At 43.9% G+C, this 16202-nt stretch carries 15 protein-coding genes; 11 read left to right on the top strand and 4 right to left on the bottom strand.

Features of this window, described 5'->3' with window-relative positions:
- Window position 1 precedes the first annotated feature (1 nt).
- From P2G54_RS06990 to P2G54_RS06980, 3 genes are read right to left on the bottom strand one after another with little or no spacing between them, the layout of a single operon-like run.
- Complete coding sequence (locus P2G54_RS06990) at window positions 2–391, bottom strand: hypothetical protein (protein WP_275869564.1); 390 nt, start codon at window positions 389–391, stop codon at window positions 2–4.
- Between the two features lie 30 nt (window positions 392–421).
- Window positions 422–2254, bottom strand: coding sequence for an ABC transporter ATP-binding protein (locus tag P2G54_RS06985; protein ID WP_275869562.1), 1833 nt, complete (start codon window positions 2252–2254; stop codon window positions 422–424).
- A 51-nt stretch (window positions 2255–2305) separates the two neighbouring features.
- A complete protein-coding gene (locus tag P2G54_RS06980) occupies window positions 2306–4006 on the bottom strand; it encodes a hypothetical protein (protein ID WP_275869560.1) in 1701 nt (566 codons plus the stop codon).
- 227 nt (window positions 4007–4233) lie between these two features.
- Between P2G54_RS06980 and P2G54_RS06975 the strand changes: the two genes are divergently transcribed.
- From P2G54_RS06975 to P2G54_RS06925, 11 genes are all read left to right on the top strand, one after another.
- On the top strand, window positions 4234–4479 hold the full coding sequence (locus P2G54_RS06975; protein WP_275869557.1) for a type B 50S ribosomal protein L31: 246 nt from the start codon (window positions 4234–4236) through the stop codon (window positions 4477–4479).
- A gap of 69 nt (window positions 4480–4548) precedes the next feature.
- On the top strand, window positions 4549–5745 hold the full coding sequence (locus P2G54_RS06970; protein WP_275869555.1) for a GlmU family protein: 1197 nt from the start codon (window positions 4549–4551) through the stop codon (window positions 5743–5745).
- Window positions 5746–5756: 11 nt separating this feature from the next.
- Window positions 5757–6914, top strand: a complete 1158-nt coding sequence (locus P2G54_RS06965) for a hypothetical protein (RefSeq protein WP_275869554.1) — start codon at window positions 5757–5759, stop codon at window positions 6912–6914.
- The gene (locus tag P2G54_RS06960; RefSeq protein ID WP_275869552.1) at window positions 6907–7350 is read left to right on the top strand and encodes a RimK/LysX family protein; all 444 of its coding nucleotides are present in this window, start codon (window positions 6907–6909) and stop codon (window positions 7348–7350) included. Before P2G54_RS06965 ends, P2G54_RS06960 begins: the two co-directional genes overlap by 8 nt.
- Window positions 7347–8255 (top strand): 30S ribosomal protein S6--L-glutamate ligase, encoded by a 909-nt coding sequence (rimK, locus tag P2G54_RS06955; RefSeq protein ID WP_275869550.1) that lies wholly within the window; start codon window positions 7347–7349, stop codon window positions 8253–8255. The genes P2G54_RS06960 and rimK overlap by 4 nt, the downstream gene beginning before the upstream one ends.
- Complete coding sequence (gene hemC, locus P2G54_RS06950; RefSeq protein WP_275869549.1) at window positions 8252–9190, top strand: hydroxymethylbilane synthase; 939 nt, start codon at window positions 8252–8254, stop codon at window positions 9188–9190. Before rimK ends, hemC begins: the two co-directional genes overlap by 4 nt.
- Window positions 9187–10032, top strand: a complete 846-nt coding sequence (locus P2G54_RS06945; RefSeq protein WP_275869547.1) for a peptidylprolyl isomerase — start codon at window positions 9187–9189, stop codon at window positions 10030–10032. Before hemC ends, P2G54_RS06945 begins: the two co-directional genes overlap by 4 nt.
- Window positions 10022–10939 (top strand): SDR family oxidoreductase, encoded by a 918-nt coding sequence (locus P2G54_RS06940; RefSeq protein WP_275869545.1) that lies wholly within the window; start codon window positions 10022–10024, stop codon window positions 10937–10939. The genes P2G54_RS06945 and P2G54_RS06940 overlap by 11 nt, the downstream gene beginning before the upstream one ends.
- Before the next feature lie 40 nt (window positions 10940–10979).
- Window positions 10980–12365: a sodium-dependent transporter gene (locus tag P2G54_RS06935; RefSeq protein WP_275869543.1), complete on the top strand. Its 1386-nt coding sequence runs from the start codon at window positions 10980–10982 to the stop codon at window positions 12363–12365.
- A 137-nt stretch (window positions 12366–12502) separates the two neighbouring features.
- Window positions 12503–12874, top strand: a complete 372-nt coding sequence (locus P2G54_RS06930) for a response regulator (protein WP_275869541.1) — start codon at window positions 12503–12505, stop codon at window positions 12872–12874.
- A 78-nt stretch (window positions 12875–12952) separates the two neighbouring features.
- Window positions 12953–13546 (top strand): porin family protein, encoded by a 594-nt coding sequence (locus P2G54_RS06925; RefSeq protein WP_275869539.1) that lies wholly within the window; start codon window positions 12953–12955, stop codon window positions 13544–13546.
- Window positions 13547–13614: 68 nt separating this feature from the next.
- Here the strand turns inward: P2G54_RS06925 and P2G54_RS06920 are convergent, their stop codons facing one another.
- Window positions 13615–16122, bottom strand: coding sequence for a glycosyl hydrolase (locus P2G54_RS06920; protein WP_275869537.1), 2508 nt, complete (start codon window positions 16120–16122; stop codon window positions 13615–13617).
- Between the last annotated feature and the right edge of the window lie 80 nt (window positions 16123–16202).

Below are 16202 nucleotides of genomic sequence, written 5' to 3'. Positions count from 1 at the left end.
TTTATTCGTCTATAATATTTTGACGGGGAGGAATGCTGCTTTGCTCCTGATCAGAAGATTCAGAAGGAGGAGTCGACTTTTGGGCTGGGGCCGGCTTGGATTTTGTTTCCTTCTTCGGATGTTCAAAATCATAGATTTTTGCCTTCAGTCCATTCATTTCCTGCTCCATCTTTTTGATTTTTCCTTCCAGAGAAGAAACAGTCATTTTGCTCAGGAGCCATGCCAAAAGGAACAGTACCAAACCTACAAGCAAGATGCTTACCAAATTGTCAGCAGTAACTTCCTCCATGCCAACAAGTCCTCCTAGGGTGTTGAAGGAGATAAAGAAAACCAAAAAGCCGGCAAAATAAACCAGCAAGATGATTTGAAGAATTTGATGTATTTTTTTCATAGGAAAATCAAATTAGGTTATCCCAATATACTAAACGGACTGAATACTGGAAAGCTTTTGGTACAAGCCTTCACTCTTCATCAATTCGCTGTGGGTGCCCCGCTGGACGATCTCTCCCTGCTCGATCACCAGGATTTCATCTGCATGCTGAATGGTACTCAATCGGTGTGCAATGACCAAAGTGGTACGATTGGACATGAGCTTGGTCAAGGCTTCCTGAACGAGCAATTCTGACTCGGAATCCAATGCGGAGGTAGCTTCATCCAAAATTAAAATTGGTGGGTTTTTCAACACCGCCCTAGCAATGCTTAGCCTTTGTCTCTGTCCTCCGGAAAGTTTGGAACCCCGCTCCCCGATGGAAGTCTGATAACCGTTTTCCATTTTCACAATAAACTCATGGGCATTGGCTATTTTGGCTGCCTCGATCACTTGCTTTTCCGTGATATTGTCCAGCCCGAAAGCGATATTGTTGAAGACCGAATCATTAAAAAGGATGGATTCCTGGGTTACTATCCCCATTAGGCTTCTTAGATCTTTGAGATCGAAATTTCTAAGATCCGTTCCGTCCAGCAGGATTTGTCCCTCTGTGGGATCATAAAATCTTGGAACCAAATCCGCTAGGGTTGATTTTCCTCCACCTGAAGGACCAACCAAAGCAATGGTTTTTCCTTTCTCAAGGGAAAATCTAATGTTTTTCAAAACTTTCTTTTCCTGGTAAGCAAAGCTGACGTCCTTGAATTGGATGGACTGTTTGAAGTCGTTCAGTGAAGCGGGTTGACTCGGACTGCTGATTTGAGAAGGGGTGTCGACCACTTCAAAAATCCGCTCAGCAGAAGCGATTCCACGCTGAATGCTGCTTGCGGCTCTTGAGATTTCCTTGGCAGGATTCAGAACTTGGGTGAAAATAATGATATAGGTGATAAAGTCCGATGCGCTTAATTCGGATGCTCCGCTTAATACCAAACTCCCACCATAAACCAAAATTCCTGCTACTACGGTCACACCGAGAAACTGGGAAATCGGGGAAGCCAATTCGTTTTTTCGAGCCATATTGACATTGACCCCTGCATAATAATCGGTCTCCCTGTCAAACTTCTTGCTCATGAAGTTTTCGGCATTGAAGGCCTTGATGACCCGCATTCCTCCAAGTGTCTCATCCAGTATATTGACAATACGGCCCAAGGATTGTTGACTTTGGATTGCTCGTTTTTTAAGTCTTTTGGTAATTCCCCCAATGATCCCTCCGGCAATTGGAATGATCAGAATCGTGAAAAGGGTCAGCTTCACCGACATCATAAAGAGTACGGAAAAGTATAGGATAATAGTAGCCGGCTCTCTGAAAACCACCCGAAGGGATTGCACAATTGTGTTTTCTACTTCCTGGACATCATTGGTCATTTTGGACATCAAATCTCCCTTTCGCTCATTGGAAAAATACCCGATGTGCAAGCGGCTTACCTTGCCAAAAACATCCATCCTCATGCGCTTGATGACTGTAGCCCGCACTTTTGCCAATACTACTCCGGATAGGTAAGTGAAGAGGTTGGAAAGAAAAACAGAAACCACAATAATGATACAGACATAAAAGAGGGTTCCCATTTTTCCATAAATCTCAGCTACCTGCAGGAAATTGTAATTGAACAGATTGGTGAAGTAGGAGATGGAAAAGCTGAATTCAGGCTTTTCAGCAAACTGTTCCAAACTGGCAGGGTCTACCTGCTCAAATATCACATCAAATAGAGGTTTGAGCAGGGTGAAATTGATCAATCCAAAAATAATGGACAGCAGGGCGTACAGAAGGTACACAGGCACGAATCTTCCATAGGGTTTGGCATAGGAAAGAATTCGCAGGTATGTTTTCATGGAGCTATACTCGGGTTATTGGCCCGCAAGTTACGGAAAATTGTATTCGTACTAGAAGTTGAAATCAGGCAGGATAAAGTTCCAACGTATGCCCAATTGCAGAAACTGCGAGCTTTCTGGACTGTTCAGATCCTGGGCACTTCTCCTTCTATAGGTATGGGATGCGTCAATAAAGAAGTTGTGGCGGAGCATATAGCTTGCTGTTAGGTTGGATTGAATGATGGTGTTTTCTATTCCCTGTCCGGTTTCATTTCCAAATAATCCTGTAGGATTTCCATATAATCGGTTCTTCAGAATATCTCCTCCCCAGTTGGTTTCCGCATCCGGATCGGACCCATACACTTGGTACATTCCCACCAAGCTTAAATTAAGCCGGGGCAAAGGTTGATATCGGACTATTCCCAGAACTTCCCTGAAATTGGCCCCGCGAGGATGGGTGAGTGGTGTGCGCCAGTTGGTATAGGACTGGTAGTCGAACTTTTCCTGGAAAGTGTATGGACGGGCAGTATTGAATTCCAACTGGAGGTCCAGATTGGAGATGTCCAGCACATTGAGATACTTGTAGCCCAGCTGAACACCGTATTTGTTTCTTTTGGACCCCTTTCCATCTATTCCAAAAAACTCATTAAAGACAAATTCATCCAGGGCAAACTGTCCATACAATTGCATCCCAGGTTTAAAATTCCATTTGGCATCTGTACCCAGCATTACCTTGTCCGGGGTGCCGAGTTGTTGCTCCACCCAGCGGAAGAAAACAATGGGGTTGAAATAATTGAAATTCGCTTGATCCGTCATCACGGATTCAAAAAAGCCCAGATTTAGTTTCTTGCCTACATTGAAACTCAAGCGATGCATGGAAAACCATTTTTGGTTATATCTTCCATCAGTGGGCCTGCCCCGGTCATAAATGACATCCGCAGTGAGTTGAGTCCATAGATTAGTCAGCTGGAATTTCCAGACTTTGGTATTCAGCTTCACAAACATATAAGGGTTTGAGAAGTCAGATAGCACGAAGGAACGGTACCCTTCTCCCACGAAGTTTCTGTCATGGCCGATTTGAGCCTGAATACTTTTGGTCAGGTGAAAATTCACATGTCCTCTTGCCGAAAAGAAATTATAACCATCCCGATTGTATTCCTTCCAGAAACCTTCTCCAGGTACAGCCCCGTTGTGTTCTGCATAGCTTTTTACCCAGGAAGGAAAAAACAGTTCGGTAGTGGTGATGTAGGTAAAAAAACTCACTTTTTGATCTATGGATCCGCGGATGACGGCGCCTCGTGTCAGTTGGGCCGGATTGCGGTCATTATCGGTTTCCATCCCTCCGCCAAGGTAAATGACCGGACTTAGATGGATGTCAAAATCTTCGCTGTAATAATGTGCAAAATCACCCGGTCGACGATAGAGTTTCTTAAGGAAGGGTTTTTCAGATTCTGGGGTTTCCCGTTGCACAAACTCCCAGTTGTCTTGAGAGAGGTAATCCAGGTTGAATCGGTCCGAGGAAGACCGGATCACCGGATCCTGGGAAAGGCTGTCCAGGTATTGGGCTAAGATATCCCTTCTATAGGGTTTGAAACCTGTTTGGAAGAAGGAATTGTTTTTACCCTGGAGGATTTCATACCGCTCGATTTTATGGTAATAGTCCCGGTCGTAGGGGATATAGCTTCCTTGTGCCAAAGCAAAAAAAGGGCTTGCCAAAAAAACAGTGAGCCAAAAGCCAAAAAGGAAACGGCGAAATTCAAAGGGTTTGTGCATCAGCGAAAACTTTTAAAGAAAGGAAAAACGGAAAGATTAATGTCAGTAAAAAAAACAACTTGCCGGCTGAAAAACCACGAAAATTGGGGTTCGATTGAAGATTTTGTAAAAACAATGCTTTTCAATTCAGTCTCTGGGATTTAATTTTGTCAAAGATTTGGTGGGATTTGATAAAAAGGATAACTTTGTGCCTCATTTGAAAAAGCTACTATAAAAATACTAGTCATATGAAAGCTGATATTCATCCAAACTACAGAGACGTTGTGTTTTATGACACTTCCTCCGAGTTTAAGTTCTTGACAAAATCTACTATCGAGACCAGCGAAACTATCGTATGGGAAGATGGCAAAGAATATCCTGTGTACAAAATTGAAGTGAGCTCCGAGTCTCACCCATTCTACACTGGTAAGAAAATGTTGCTTGACACTGCTGGTCGAGTGGAGAAATTCAACAGAAGATACGCGAAGAAGTAATTCGAGTAGCCTTCAGGCTAAAAAGTCTCCCGGAGCAAGGATTCCGGGAGACTTTTTTATTTTTGCCCCATGGAGAATATTCTTTTGTTTGATGACCCTTCTATCCGGGGTTCATTGTTGCCCTTTACTTTTACAAGGCCTGTGGCCGACATCCGTGTCGGTATTCTGAAGATTTCAGAAAAATGGGAAAAATATACCGGAAAAGTGGTTTCCTATTTGACTCAGGATTACTTGCAAACCAAGTTTCAGAGAGCGGAAGGTTCACTCTTGGCTGTCAACGGTTCTTGGCTTCCTGATGAAGACTCACTTTCCCAATTGAAAAAACTTAAGCCTTCCCAGGCTTTGTATTTTGGCAAAACCCTTCTTGCTGCTTATATCGGCGAAACTGAAAAAAATCTAAGTGCTTGTGCTGATAAAGAAGCGGTGGAGATGGAGTCTGAACCCAAGCTATTGCAGAAAACCTGGCAGATTTTTCAGTTTAATGGAGAGGAGATCAGGAAGGATTTTATTCTTATCACCAAGGGAAGGAAGTCTGCGGAGATCACAGATCCATATACCCGTGTCTATGCGTCTGAAAATATCTTTATCGAAGAAGGAGCCCAAATCCGGGCTGCGGTACTGAATGCTGAAAACGGGCCGATCTATATCGGCAAAAATACCGATATCCAGGAAGGTTCACTGGTACGGGGGCCATTTGCGATCTGTGAGGGTTCTACACTGAACATGGGGGCCAAACTCAGAGGGGATACTACCGTGGGGCCTTTTTCCAAAGTAGGAGGTGAAGTGTCCAATTCCGTCATTTTCGGTTATTCCAACAAAGGCCATGAAGGATTTCTGGGGAATTCAGTGATCGGTGAATGGTGTAATTTGGGCGCAGATACCAATACCAGCAATCTGAAAAACAATTATGCGCCGGTAAAGCTCTGGGATTATACAAAAGGAGGTTTTGCCAATACCGGGCTGCAGTTCTGCGGTTTGATCATGGGAGATCATTCCAAATGCGGAATCAATACTATGTTCAATACCGGAACCGTGGTTGGAGTTGGTGCCAATATATTCGGGGATGGCTTTCCGAGAAATTTCATTCCATCATTTGCTTGGGGTGGAGCGGCAGGATTTTCTACCTTTCAGTTTCCCCAATTTGAAGAGACTAGCAAAGCGATCATGGCCAGAAGAAATGTAGTTTGGTCCCATGAAGAAAAAGAAATCCTTGAGCGGATTTTTGAAATGTCCAAAAGCTATAGAATTTGGGAAAAGAAATCCTGATCGATTAAGTTATGCAATTTGCCGAGATACCGGGCCTTCCGGAGACTAAAAACAACCTTCTAAACGCGGTCAAAAATAACCATTTGGCACATGCTTTACTTTTTCATGGTCCAGAGGGATCGGCCAACCTGACCATGGCTTTGGCCTTGGCGACATACTTGTATTGCCAAAATCCGAGTGATACCGATTCCTGTGGTCAATGTTCCTCATGTCAAAGAATGGCTAAATTGGTGATGCCTGATTTGAATTTTGCATTTCCTCTAATCAGTAAGGGGAAAGACGATGAAAAAGTGGGAGATGATGAAAAGGATCAAAAGGTGGATCATCTGGCCAATTGGAGGAAATTTGTTCAGGAACAACCTTACGGAAATGTTCATGATTATATTTATTTCAACAATTTTGAAAAGAAGCAGCTCAATATTTCTGTAGGAGCAGCCCGAAAAATCATTCAGACTCTCTCATTGGTTTCCTTTGAAGGGGGATATAAAATCATGATGATCTGGGCTCCGGAATATTTAAATGCAAATGCAGCCAATGCTTTGCTTAAGATCATTGAGGAGCCTCAGCCAAAAACCATTTTTATGCTCGTCACCTCGGTGCCGGATCAGTTGTTGACTACCATCCTTTCCCGAACCCAAAAAGTAGTGATCAGAGGTTTTTCTGATGAGGAGATCAAAAATTATCTCGTAGAAGCCGGCCATTGCGATGAGCAGACTGCTTCACAGATTTCCATGATTGCGGACGGTAGTATGCGGGAGGCTCTTCGCCTGGTCAATCAGGTGGAGGATCAGCAGGTTGCCTGGATCCGTAATTGGTTTCGTTTGTGTCACGGAAGACATTTCAAGGAGATTTTTGCTTTGGCTGAAGTTTTTCACAAAATGGATATCGAAGGGGAAAAATCCCTCCTTCAGACCGGAATTAATGTTCTCAGGGAGATTTTGTTACAAAATGTGGAGCTGGATGCCCTATTGAGGACAAATGGTGAAGACAGGACTTTTGTCCAGAAGATATCGGGTTCTGTCCTGAAGGAAGAACATGTCGCGGGGCTTTATGAGTTGTTTAACAAAGCCCTTTATCACTTAGAAAGAAACGGGAATGCAAAAATGATCTTTACGGACTTGTCTATGGAAATTTTGATCCTGATGGCTAAAATTGGCAGAAATGGATAAGAAAATCATTGGGAGAAAAGAGAAGATTACGCTGCCGGAACTTGGATTGAGGCTGGTTTGGGCAAAGGTGGACACCGGGGCATACACGAGCTCTGTCCATGCTGAGGAAATCCGTGAAGAGGATGTGGATGGGAAAAAAGTGCTTTCCTTTCAGGTCTTGTTGCCAGGACATAAGAATTTTACAGGAAAAAGAGTGACTTTTGAAAATTACAGAGAAAAGGTAGTCAAAAACTCTTTTGGCCAAGTGGAGAAGCGCTATTTGATAGAGACGGAAATGGATCTGGCTGGGGAGAAGTTTATGGCTGAAATTACATTGACAGACCGATCAAGTATGAAAAATGCCATTCTGCTCGGGAGAAAAATTTTAAGAAACCGATTCCTCGTGGATGTATCGGGAATAAATCTTGCCAAAGCATACCGCACCAAAAAATCATGAAAATCGCAATCCTTTCCAGGAACCCCAATTTATATTCTACCCGAAGGCTATTTGAAGCCATTCAGAAAGCCGGTCATGAGGCCTTGATCGTCAATCACAGTATCTGTGATTTGATTATCGAACAAGAGGGGCCATCGATTATTTACAAAGGTGAGGAGTTGAAGGATGTGGATGCGATCATCCCCAGAATTGGAGCCTCTGTGACATTTTATGGGACCGCTGTGGTCCGTCAATTTGAGTTGATGGGAGCATTCTCGGCGGTTAATTCCCAGGCCATTGTCCGAAGCAGGGATAAACTCCGCAGTCTTCAAATTCTTTCAAAAGCAGGTCTGGGTATGCCTAAAACAGCCTTCACCAACTTTTCCAAAGGAGGAGAAAAACAGCTTATAGAGCATGTAGGAGGGGCGCCTTTAATCATCAAGTTGCTAGAAGGGACTCAGGGATTAGGAGTGGTATTGGCAGAGACAAAAAAGGCCGGACAGTCGGTAATTGAGGCTTTTCATGGTTTGAGAGCACGGATCATTGTTCAGGAATTTATCAAGGAAGCAAAAGGTGCGGACATCCGTGCTTTTGTGGTCAATGGAAAGGTCGTTGGGGCGATGAAGCGCCAGGGAGCAGAGGGGGAATTCCGATCCAATCTCCATCGTGGGGGAAAAGCAACGGTCATCAAGCTTTCCAGAGCTGAAAAACAGGCAGCCCTTGGAGCAGCCAAGGCTCTTGGTCTGGATGTGGCTGGGGTGGATATGCTCCAGTCTGCTAGAGGGCCTCTGATCTTGGAAGTAAATAGCTCGCCTGGATTGGAGGGTATAGAAAAAGCCACTGGGATCGATATTGCCGGTGAAATCATCAGATTTATAGAAGAAGGTGTCCGAAAGAAGTCGCCGAAACGAAATACCCAGCAATGAGCAAAAAAGTAAAAATAGGAACGAGGGGCAGTAAGCTGGCACTTTGGCAGGCCTACCATGTGGAGGATCTGCTAAAAAAAGCCGGTATGGAATCTGAAATTATTATCATCGATACCAAAGGAGACCAGGTGTTGGATGTTTCCATTTCCAAAATTGGGAGTAAGGGTGTGTTTACTCAGGAGCTTGAAGATCAATTGCTGGATGGACGAATTGATGTCGCTGTCCACAGCGCGAAAGATATGCAATCCCATCTCCCCGAAGGGTTTGAAATAATTGCCTTTACCGAGCGGGAAAAAGAAAATGACGTGATTCTTTCGCACAAGGACTCCATTTCTCTTGCGGACAGTTCCAAACCTTTGGTTTTGGGAACTTCATCCACCCGGAGAGTGGCTACTCTGAAGCATTTTTACCCTCATGTACAAACTGTGGAGGTCCGGGGAAATCTTCAAACCCGAATCCGAAAGATGGAAGAAGGACTATGCGACGCCCTGTTGTTGGCTTATGCAGGCGTGCATAGGATGGGCTATGACGATCGCATTGTCCAAGAACTTTCCCTGGAGGAATTTACTCCCGCAGTGGGACAAGGGTCTGTTGCTATAGAGGTTTCCGAAAAATTGGATCCCGCACTCAAGCAACAAATCATCCAGGCTTGCAATCATTCTGAAACTGCTTTTAAGCTTCGGGCAGAAAGGGCTTACCTTCGTGTTTTGGAGGGAGGGTGCAGTATTCCTGTTTTTGCCTTGGCAAGCCTTGATTCAGATACTTTAAAACTTAAAGGGGGAATTGTCAGCCTGGATGGAAAGAAAAGGTTGGTGTTTGAAGTCAAAGGAAGTACCGAAAACCCGGAGGCACTCGGCCAGGAATTGGCAGCTCAGGTTTTGGGTGCTGGAGGGAAAGAAATTCTAGATCAAATTAAATCTACACTGAATAAATGAGAGTTCTGAACTATTTCATTTTTGGTTTTTTGCTGATTAGCTCAGTAGCCTGCGGAGGTCAAAAAGACCAAGTGGTCACCATAGAAACCAAGTATGGGAATATCGTGGCAATACTTTTTGATGACACCCCGGTTCATAAGTCTAATTTCCTAGAACTTGCTGAATCCGGTCGATTTGATTCTACGGAATTTCACCGGGTGATTCCGGACTTTATGGTTCAGGGAGGAGATGTCTTTACCAAAGAGGGAATGCCTTCTGAAGAGTGGCCAACTCTTCCAGCTGAAATCAGAACCAACCATTTTCATAAAAAAGGTGCGATAGCCGCTGCCCGTCAGGGAAATAATATCAATCCGGAAAGAAGGTCCAGCGGATCTCAATTTTATATTGTCCTGGGAGAAATTTACACTGAGCTGGAATTGACAGCGGATATGCCCAAGTTGCAGTCGGCATTTATGCAGTATGTCCAACTGGGAAGCCAGGAAGCTTTGAGAAACGAATACAGTCGACTTTATGCCGCTCAGGAGTTTGATAGCTTGACCCACCTTCTTCTTTCGAAAAGGGCGGAAATTGAAGAATCCCTAAACCTGAAGCTGACCAAGGATTTGACCAAAGAAGAAATCCAAGCCTATACGACTGTGGGAGGAACTCCCCATCTCGATGATGAATACACGGTGTTTGGGGAGGTGATCTCAGGAATTGATGTGGCAGAAAAGATCGCGATGGAGGAAAGAGGGCCACGGGATAAGCCTCTAAATCCGGTATACATGAAGGTTTCTGTGGAGAAAATGTCCCGAAAGAAAATCGAAAAAGAATACGGATATACCTATCCTGATGGTGAATAAGAAAAAGATTTTCATTACAGGAGCCAATGGGCTCTTGGGCCAAAAACTTGTAGAGCAACTCGTAGAGAAAGGAGAGTTTGAGGTATTTGCCAGTGGAAGGGGTGCTTGTAGAATCCCGGAAAATGGCTTTATTTATTGCTCTCTGGATATTTCTAATGAAGGGGAAGTAAAGAGATTGGTTTCTGAAATCAAGCCGGATATTGTAATTCACGGGGCAGCCATGACCAATGTGGATCAGTGTGAACTGAATCGAGAGGCTTGCTATGAGGCTAATGTAGAAGCCACTCGGTATTTGCTGGCAGCTTCCGAGGAAATTCAGGCCCATTTTATTTTTGTATCTACAGATTTCATTTTCTCAGGAGAGGAAGGTCCTTTGGGTGAAAATGCAATTCCTTCTCCGGTGAATTACTATGGGGAAACCAAGCTGGAGGCTGAAGGGCTGGTGATGAGTAGCCGGACCAAGTGGTCCATTGCCCGGACTGTTTTGGTTTTTGGAGTAGCCCATGACCTTACCCGTAGCAATATCATTCTATGGGTGAAAAGCTCCCTGGAAGCCGGTAAAGTGATCCAGGTAGTGGATGACCAGTTTAGGACCCCAACCTTGGCGGAGGATTTGGCAGCAGGATGTATCCTGATTGCTGAGAGAGGGGCCCAAGGTGTTTATAATATCTCAGGTCCTGATTTTTTGACCCCTTACGAAATGGCCATGGAAACTGCGGAGTTTTTTGGATTGGATAAGAGTCTGATAAAGAGGACAGATTCCAATACTTTTACCCAGCCTGCCAAGCGTCCTTTGAAAACCGGATTTATCATTGAAAAGGCTCGAAAAGAGCTTGGTTTTGAGCCGAAAACTTTCCGAGCGGCAATTGGTATTTTGGCAAAACAAATTATCTTAGCCCGCTCTTAAATAGCAGTTTTATACCCTTAATTTAACTTTAGCATTATCTATGGCAGTAAGCGCAAATACTGAAAGTAGAGGTCAGTGGGGATCCAGTTTAGGCTTTATTATGGCTGCAGCAGGGTCTGCAGTCGGCTTGGGAAATATCTGGAGATTCCCGTATCTAACCGGTGAAAATGGTGGCGGAGCATTTGTATTCGTATACATTATCTGTGTGCTTTTCATTGGGATTCCACTTTTGTTCAATGAAATTTCCCTTGGAAGAAGATCCGGAAAAAACCCTATCGGGGCCATCCGTGATACAGGAGGAAATAAATTTTGGCAACTCGCAGGCGTTCTCTGCGTCTTGGTTTGTTTTTTCGTGTTCAGCTACTATTCTGTAATTGCAGGTTGGACTGTCGGCTACATCTTCACTGAGATCATCAATATCCCAATAGATTTTAATGAATTTGTGCAGACTCCCTTGTACGTAATTCCTTTGACCTTTTTATTCATTTTGATCACTATCCTGATTGTATTGGGCGGTGTTTCAGGAGGTATCGAAAAGGCTGCCAAATTCTTGATGCCTATACTCTTTATCATCATTATCTTCATTGCAGGTCGTTCTGTGACGTTGGAAGGTGCAGAGGCAGGGATACAGTATTATTTAAATCCGGATTTCTCGAAAATCAACGGTACAGTTATTCTTCAGGCTTTGGGGCAGGCATTTTTCTCCATGTCTGTTGGATGGGGTTTGATGATCACCTTTGGTTCTTACCTTCCAAAGAATTCTAACATTATCCAGTCTTCGGGTTGGATTGCAGGAATGGACACTGCCGTAGCCCTTTTAGGTGGTTTGATGGTATTCCCTGCTTTATTTGCTTTGTTGCCAGGAAAAGATCCTGCTGCTGGACCAGCTTTGGTCTTCGACGTATTGCCAAGAGTATTTGATGCGATGCCAGGAGGGAATTTCATCGGTGCGATGTTCTTCCTGTTGTTGATGGTGGCGGCTCTTACTTCCACGATTTCCATGTTGGAAGTTCCTGTGGCTTATTTAATCGATGATAAAAAGTGGAACCGTAAAAAAGCTACCTGGATCGTAGGTATTGCTGCAATGATTATGTCCATACCTTCCGCTTTGTCCAATATCGAAGGAAATTTCTTTGCTGAACTGAGATTCAACTTCTTAAGTAATGAGTTAGTTGGCTTCTTCGGGGCTATGGACTTTATATTTGGTACTTTCGCTGTTATCGTGATTTGTTTGATGCTGGCATTGTATACAGGTTGGGCTCAGAAGATTGCTGATTATGCCGACGAGTTGGCAATGGGTGCTCCTGGTTTCAAAGGTGTCTATCGAACAGGCTGGATATTCTTTATCAAATGGGTTTGTCCTATCGTGATTATCCTATTGATTTTGAACATGGTTGGTATATTTGGTGCACCTCAGGCGGCTTAAAAGCTAAAACTCATTCATTTTGAAGGGGATTCGTTTTAGAATCCCCTTTTTTATTTACCTGCACACAGAATTGGAATAGATTTTGTAAAATTCGAAATGAATTTCATATACTTGAAAAAGTATTTTATTTTGAGGTTATGCGGGTACTAGTTGTAGATGATGATGCAGTTCAGCTCTTGGTTTTGAAAAAAATCTTCGAGAAATCTCACAATACTGTGGTAGTGGCGCATAATGGAAAGGAGGCCTTGGAGGAATTGCATAAGGATCCGGGTTTCAATGTGATTTTAACCGATATCATGATGCCTGAAATGGACGGGCTTGAGTTTTTGGGAAAAGTGAAAGAGGATGTGTTGACCAAGGCGATTCCCGTAATAGGGTTTACTGCTGGCGATGTGGAATATTATCGGAAAAAAACTCCTGTTCCATTTGATTCACTTGTACCCAAACCAATGGATTATTGGGACTTATACAATTTGGCCAAAACCAAAGCGAGTCCTTTTTTGAACTAAAATCATTCTCTGGCAGGGGAATTGCTAAATTTTTTTCCAAGTTTTTCGTTCTAGCATTCTAAACCAATACTCACTGCCATGAAAAAAGCACTTCTTTTATTCGCCTTGCTGGCTGTATCCTTTGCCGGCTATTCCCAAAAATTCGGTATCGGCCCCAAGGTAGGTATAAGCCAGACCAAATTGGATTTTAAAAATGATGATTTTAGCGCGGGAGATACCCAATCGGGTTACCATATAGGACTCTTTGCCAGAATAGAGGGCACTGGTTTTTTTGTACAGCCTGAATTCCTGTTTACCCAAACCTCAGGAACCTTTTCCTATAACGGACCTATCATGGATGGGAATTCTGATTTTGAAGCAAGTTTTAACAGGCTGGATATCCCAGTGATGATGGGTATGAAGTTTTTTAAAATTCTAAGGCTACAAGCGGGACCTATCGCAAGTGTAAATATCAACTCCAAGTTAGAGGACGTAGTCGGGGAAGTATCTGATGTGGACTATAACAAGGCCACCCTAGGTTATCAAGCCGGGATAGGATTGGATATCGGGAACATGATCATTGATGCCAAATATGAAGGCTCTCTCCAAAATGTCACGGATAGAATCCGGACTTTTGAGACTGATCAGCGGATCAATCAATGGATTTTATCGGTAGGTTTCAGGATTTTCTAAGTCGTTTTCCATATTAAAAAAGCCCGTCAAACAGAGATTTGACGGGCTTTGAAATTTTTAAAGGGTGATTAATCCATTACTTTTTTGTCCGGATTTGCCAATTCATGAATCTGGCCAAGCTCAACAATGTAGACGCTTCTTCCATGTGAGCCAATCACCAGATGGTTTTCACGCTCTTGAATTACCATGTCATATATAGCGACATTCGGTATTTCGCCTTGGAACAGGTTCCAGTTGTTTCCTCCATCCATGGTGACATAGAGTCCATGATCAGTTCCTAAATAAAGGATATTGGGGTTTGTATGATCTTCTACAATGATGTTGGTGGATTCTTCGGGCAAATTGCCTTTGATGGAAGTCCAGGTTTTACCGTAGTCAGCGCTTTTGAATGCGTAGGTATTGAATTCATCATATCGGTAGCCATTCAAGGTGATATAAACCAATCCTTCCTGATGCTTGGATGGAGCAATGGAGCTCACCCATCGGTCCTGAGGCAATCCAGCATTTAAAGACGTCCAGTTTCCTCCGTTGTTTCGGGTGACCCACACATTTCCATCGTCAGAGCCTGCATAAAGGGTCCCAAATTCAAAAGGTGACTCCTCTACTACTGTCAAGGTTGCAAAAGGAACATTTCCGCTCTTTTCATTTTTGGTCAAATCGGGAGAAATGGTGGTCCAAGTACTTCCCTGATCCAAACTTTGGTAGACGTATTGGGAACCCATGTAGATAATGTCCTGATTGTGATGGCTCAGTCGGGCAGGAGTTCTCCAGTTCCATCGGTTGGGATCGTTTCCAATGTCATGGCCAGGGGTAATTCGTTTTCGTTCTTCACTGGTTTTGTCGATTCGGAAATAGTTGCCAAACTGGAATCCGGTGTAAACAATGTTATTGTCGCGGGTGTCCACGGCAACCACCATTCCATCTCCCCCCATTAGGGATTCCCAAGGATCAGATGGATCGTTGGTTGATTTTCCAAACCATACTCCATTATCCTGCATCCCTCCATAGATATTGTAGGGAGTAGCCTGATCCACCATGATGGAATAAAACTGGGAAATGGGCATTTGGGTATTTAAATGATCCCATCGTTCACCACCTCCATAGGAGCGGTAAAGCCCTCCGTCATTCCCCAAGAGAATATGCTTTCCATCCTCAGGATTGATCCACATGGATTGATGATCGGAATGCGGTCTTCCAATGGAGTCAGTTCTGGAAAAGTTTTTACCCCCGTCTCTGGATACCAGCAAAGGAACTCCCAATACAAAGATTTCATCCTCATTTTGGGTGTTTACCCGAATTTCGCCGAAGTAATACCCATAGGTGTTGTAAAGACGGCTGATGTCGGATTCGGATACTTTATTCCAGCTTTTTCCGGCATCCTCCGAGCGATAGACCTCTGCGCCTTTAATTGGAGCTCCAAACATTGCCGCATTTGCGTCTACTGCATTTCCATTGTAACTAGCGATTTGATCGGTCGTGATTTTTCCTGTCTTTAGCTGTCTCTTGATTTCTGAAGCAGTGTACTTGGAAGCAAATTGATTTCTTCTCAGAAATGAATTGAGTCGCTCATCTTCCAATCCCAAAGCGTTTTCAAGACTCATGTCCTTGAAATCTTCGAATTTCAGAGGGTTTTCCTCTTGCGGTCCCCTTCTCTGACGGGGAGCTTCCGGCTCCTTTTCGGAAGGTCCTTGATTATCCAATAATGCATAGACGACATTCGGCTGGCTTTGGGCAAAGTCAAAACCAATCCTTCCCACGAATTCATCCTGTGGGAAACCTTGAACAGCCTTTTTCCAGGTATTTCCTCCGTCTTCGGATCTCCAAATGGAGGATCCCTTTCCGTTTCCGATAAAATCATGAGCTTGTCTGAATCTCTCCCAGGAAGCGGCCAAGAGAATGTCAGGATTGTTGGGATGTACTTTAATGTCAATGATCCCGGTGTTGTCATCTATGTATAGAACTTTTTTCCAAGTCTTGCCACCGTCCGTGGTTTTGTAGAGTCCCCGCTCCTTGTTTTTGGAATAAAGTGAACCCATCGCCCCTACCCAAACTATATCCGGGTTGGTAGGGTGAATCTGTATCTGGCCAATATGATGGGAATGGGGGAGTCCCATCATTTCCCATGTTTTGCCTCCATCTGTGGATTTATAAACCCCAGCTCCTGCATAGGTGGATCGGCTGGAATTATTTTCACCAGTTCCTACCCAGAGAATATTGTTATTCGAAGGGGATAGCGCCATATCCCCAATACCCAAAGCACCCTGATGGTCAAAAATCGGGGTAAAGGACTGTCCGTTATCTTCTGTTTTCCAGACACCACCGGAAGCCGCAGCGACATAGAACGTATTTCTGTTGTTAGCTACTTCGATATCCACGATCCGGCCTGACATATTGGTTGGGCCGATGTTTCGGGCTTTAAAGCTTTTCAGTGGGGAATTGGCAAGCATTTCGCGATGCTTTTCAACCGCCGTCACCAATTGTTTTTCGGTGGTGGGCTTGACATCTTGGGCTTGTACAGCCCCTAGACTAAGCAATCCTGCTGCAGCCCATATCAGGTAGGTCGATGATTTTTTCATAGAAATTTTATAGATCAGAATGAAATATAAACAATCGCAGGCAAAAGCGATTGGCTTTGCCTGCAAAAAGGAAAGGGAAT

Source organism: Algoriphagus sp. CAU 1675, assembly GCF_029222925.1.
In the GTDB taxonomy this organism is placed as follows: Bacteria; Bacteroidota; Bacteroidia; order Cytophagales; family Cyclobacteriaceae; genus Algoriphagus.
The sequence above is the reverse complement of the archived record's forward strand: the minus strand, read 5'-3'. Positions and strand labels throughout refer to the sequence as shown.

Excerpts from the sequence above, each read along its gene's own strand:
- P2G54_RS06990 (WP_275869564.1), bottom strand. The coding sequence starts at position 391 with ATGAAAAAAATACATCAAATTCTTCAAATCATCTTGCTGGTTTATTTT.
- P2G54_RS06985 (WP_275869562.1), bottom strand. The coding sequence starts at position 2,254 with ATGAAAACATACCTGCGAATTCTTTCCTATGCCAAACCCTATGGAAGA.
- P2G54_RS06980 (WP_275869560.1), bottom strand. The coding sequence starts at position 4,006 with ATGCACAAACCCTTTGAATTTCGCCGTTTCCTTTTTGGCTTTTGGCTC.
- P2G54_RS06975 (WP_275869557.1), top strand. The coding sequence starts at position 4,234 with ATGAAAGCTGATATTCATCCAAACTACAGAGACGTTGTGTTTTATGAC.
- P2G54_RS06970 (WP_275869555.1), top strand. The coding sequence starts at position 4,549 with ATGGAGAATATTCTTTTGTTTGATGACCCTTCTATCCGGGGTTCATTG.
- P2G54_RS06965 (WP_275869554.1), top strand. The coding sequence starts at position 5,757 with ATGCAATTTGCCGAGATACCGGGCCTTCCGGAGACTAAAAACAACCTT.
- P2G54_RS06960 (WP_275869552.1), top strand. The coding sequence starts at position 6,907 with ATGGATAAGAAAATCATTGGGAGAAAAGAGAAGATTACGCTGCCGGAA.
- rimK (WP_275869550.1), top strand. The coding sequence starts at position 7,347 with ATGAAAATCGCAATCCTTTCCAGGAACCCCAATTTATATTCTACCCGA.
- hemC (WP_275869549.1), top strand. The coding sequence starts at position 8,252 with ATGAGCAAAAAAGTAAAAATAGGAACGAGGGGCAGTAAGCTGGCACTT.
- P2G54_RS06945 (WP_275869547.1), top strand. The coding sequence starts at position 9,187 with ATGAGAGTTCTGAACTATTTCATTTTTGGTTTTTTGCTGATTAGCTCA.
- P2G54_RS06940 (WP_275869545.1), top strand. The coding sequence starts at position 10,022 with ATGGTGAATAAGAAAAAGATTTTCATTACAGGAGCCAATGGGCTCTTG.
- P2G54_RS06935 (WP_275869543.1), top strand. The coding sequence starts at position 10,980 with ATGGCAGTAAGCGCAAATACTGAAAGTAGAGGTCAGTGGGGATCCAGT.
- P2G54_RS06930 (WP_275869541.1), top strand. The coding sequence starts at position 12,503 with ATGCGGGTACTAGTTGTAGATGATGATGCAGTTCAGCTCTTGGTTTTG.
- P2G54_RS06925 (WP_275869539.1), top strand. The coding sequence starts at position 12,953 with ATGAAAAAAGCACTTCTTTTATTCGCCTTGCTGGCTGTATCCTTTGCC.
- P2G54_RS06920 (WP_275869537.1), bottom strand. The coding sequence starts at position 16,122 with ATGAAAAAATCATCGACCTACCTGATATGGGCTGCAGCAGGATTGCTT.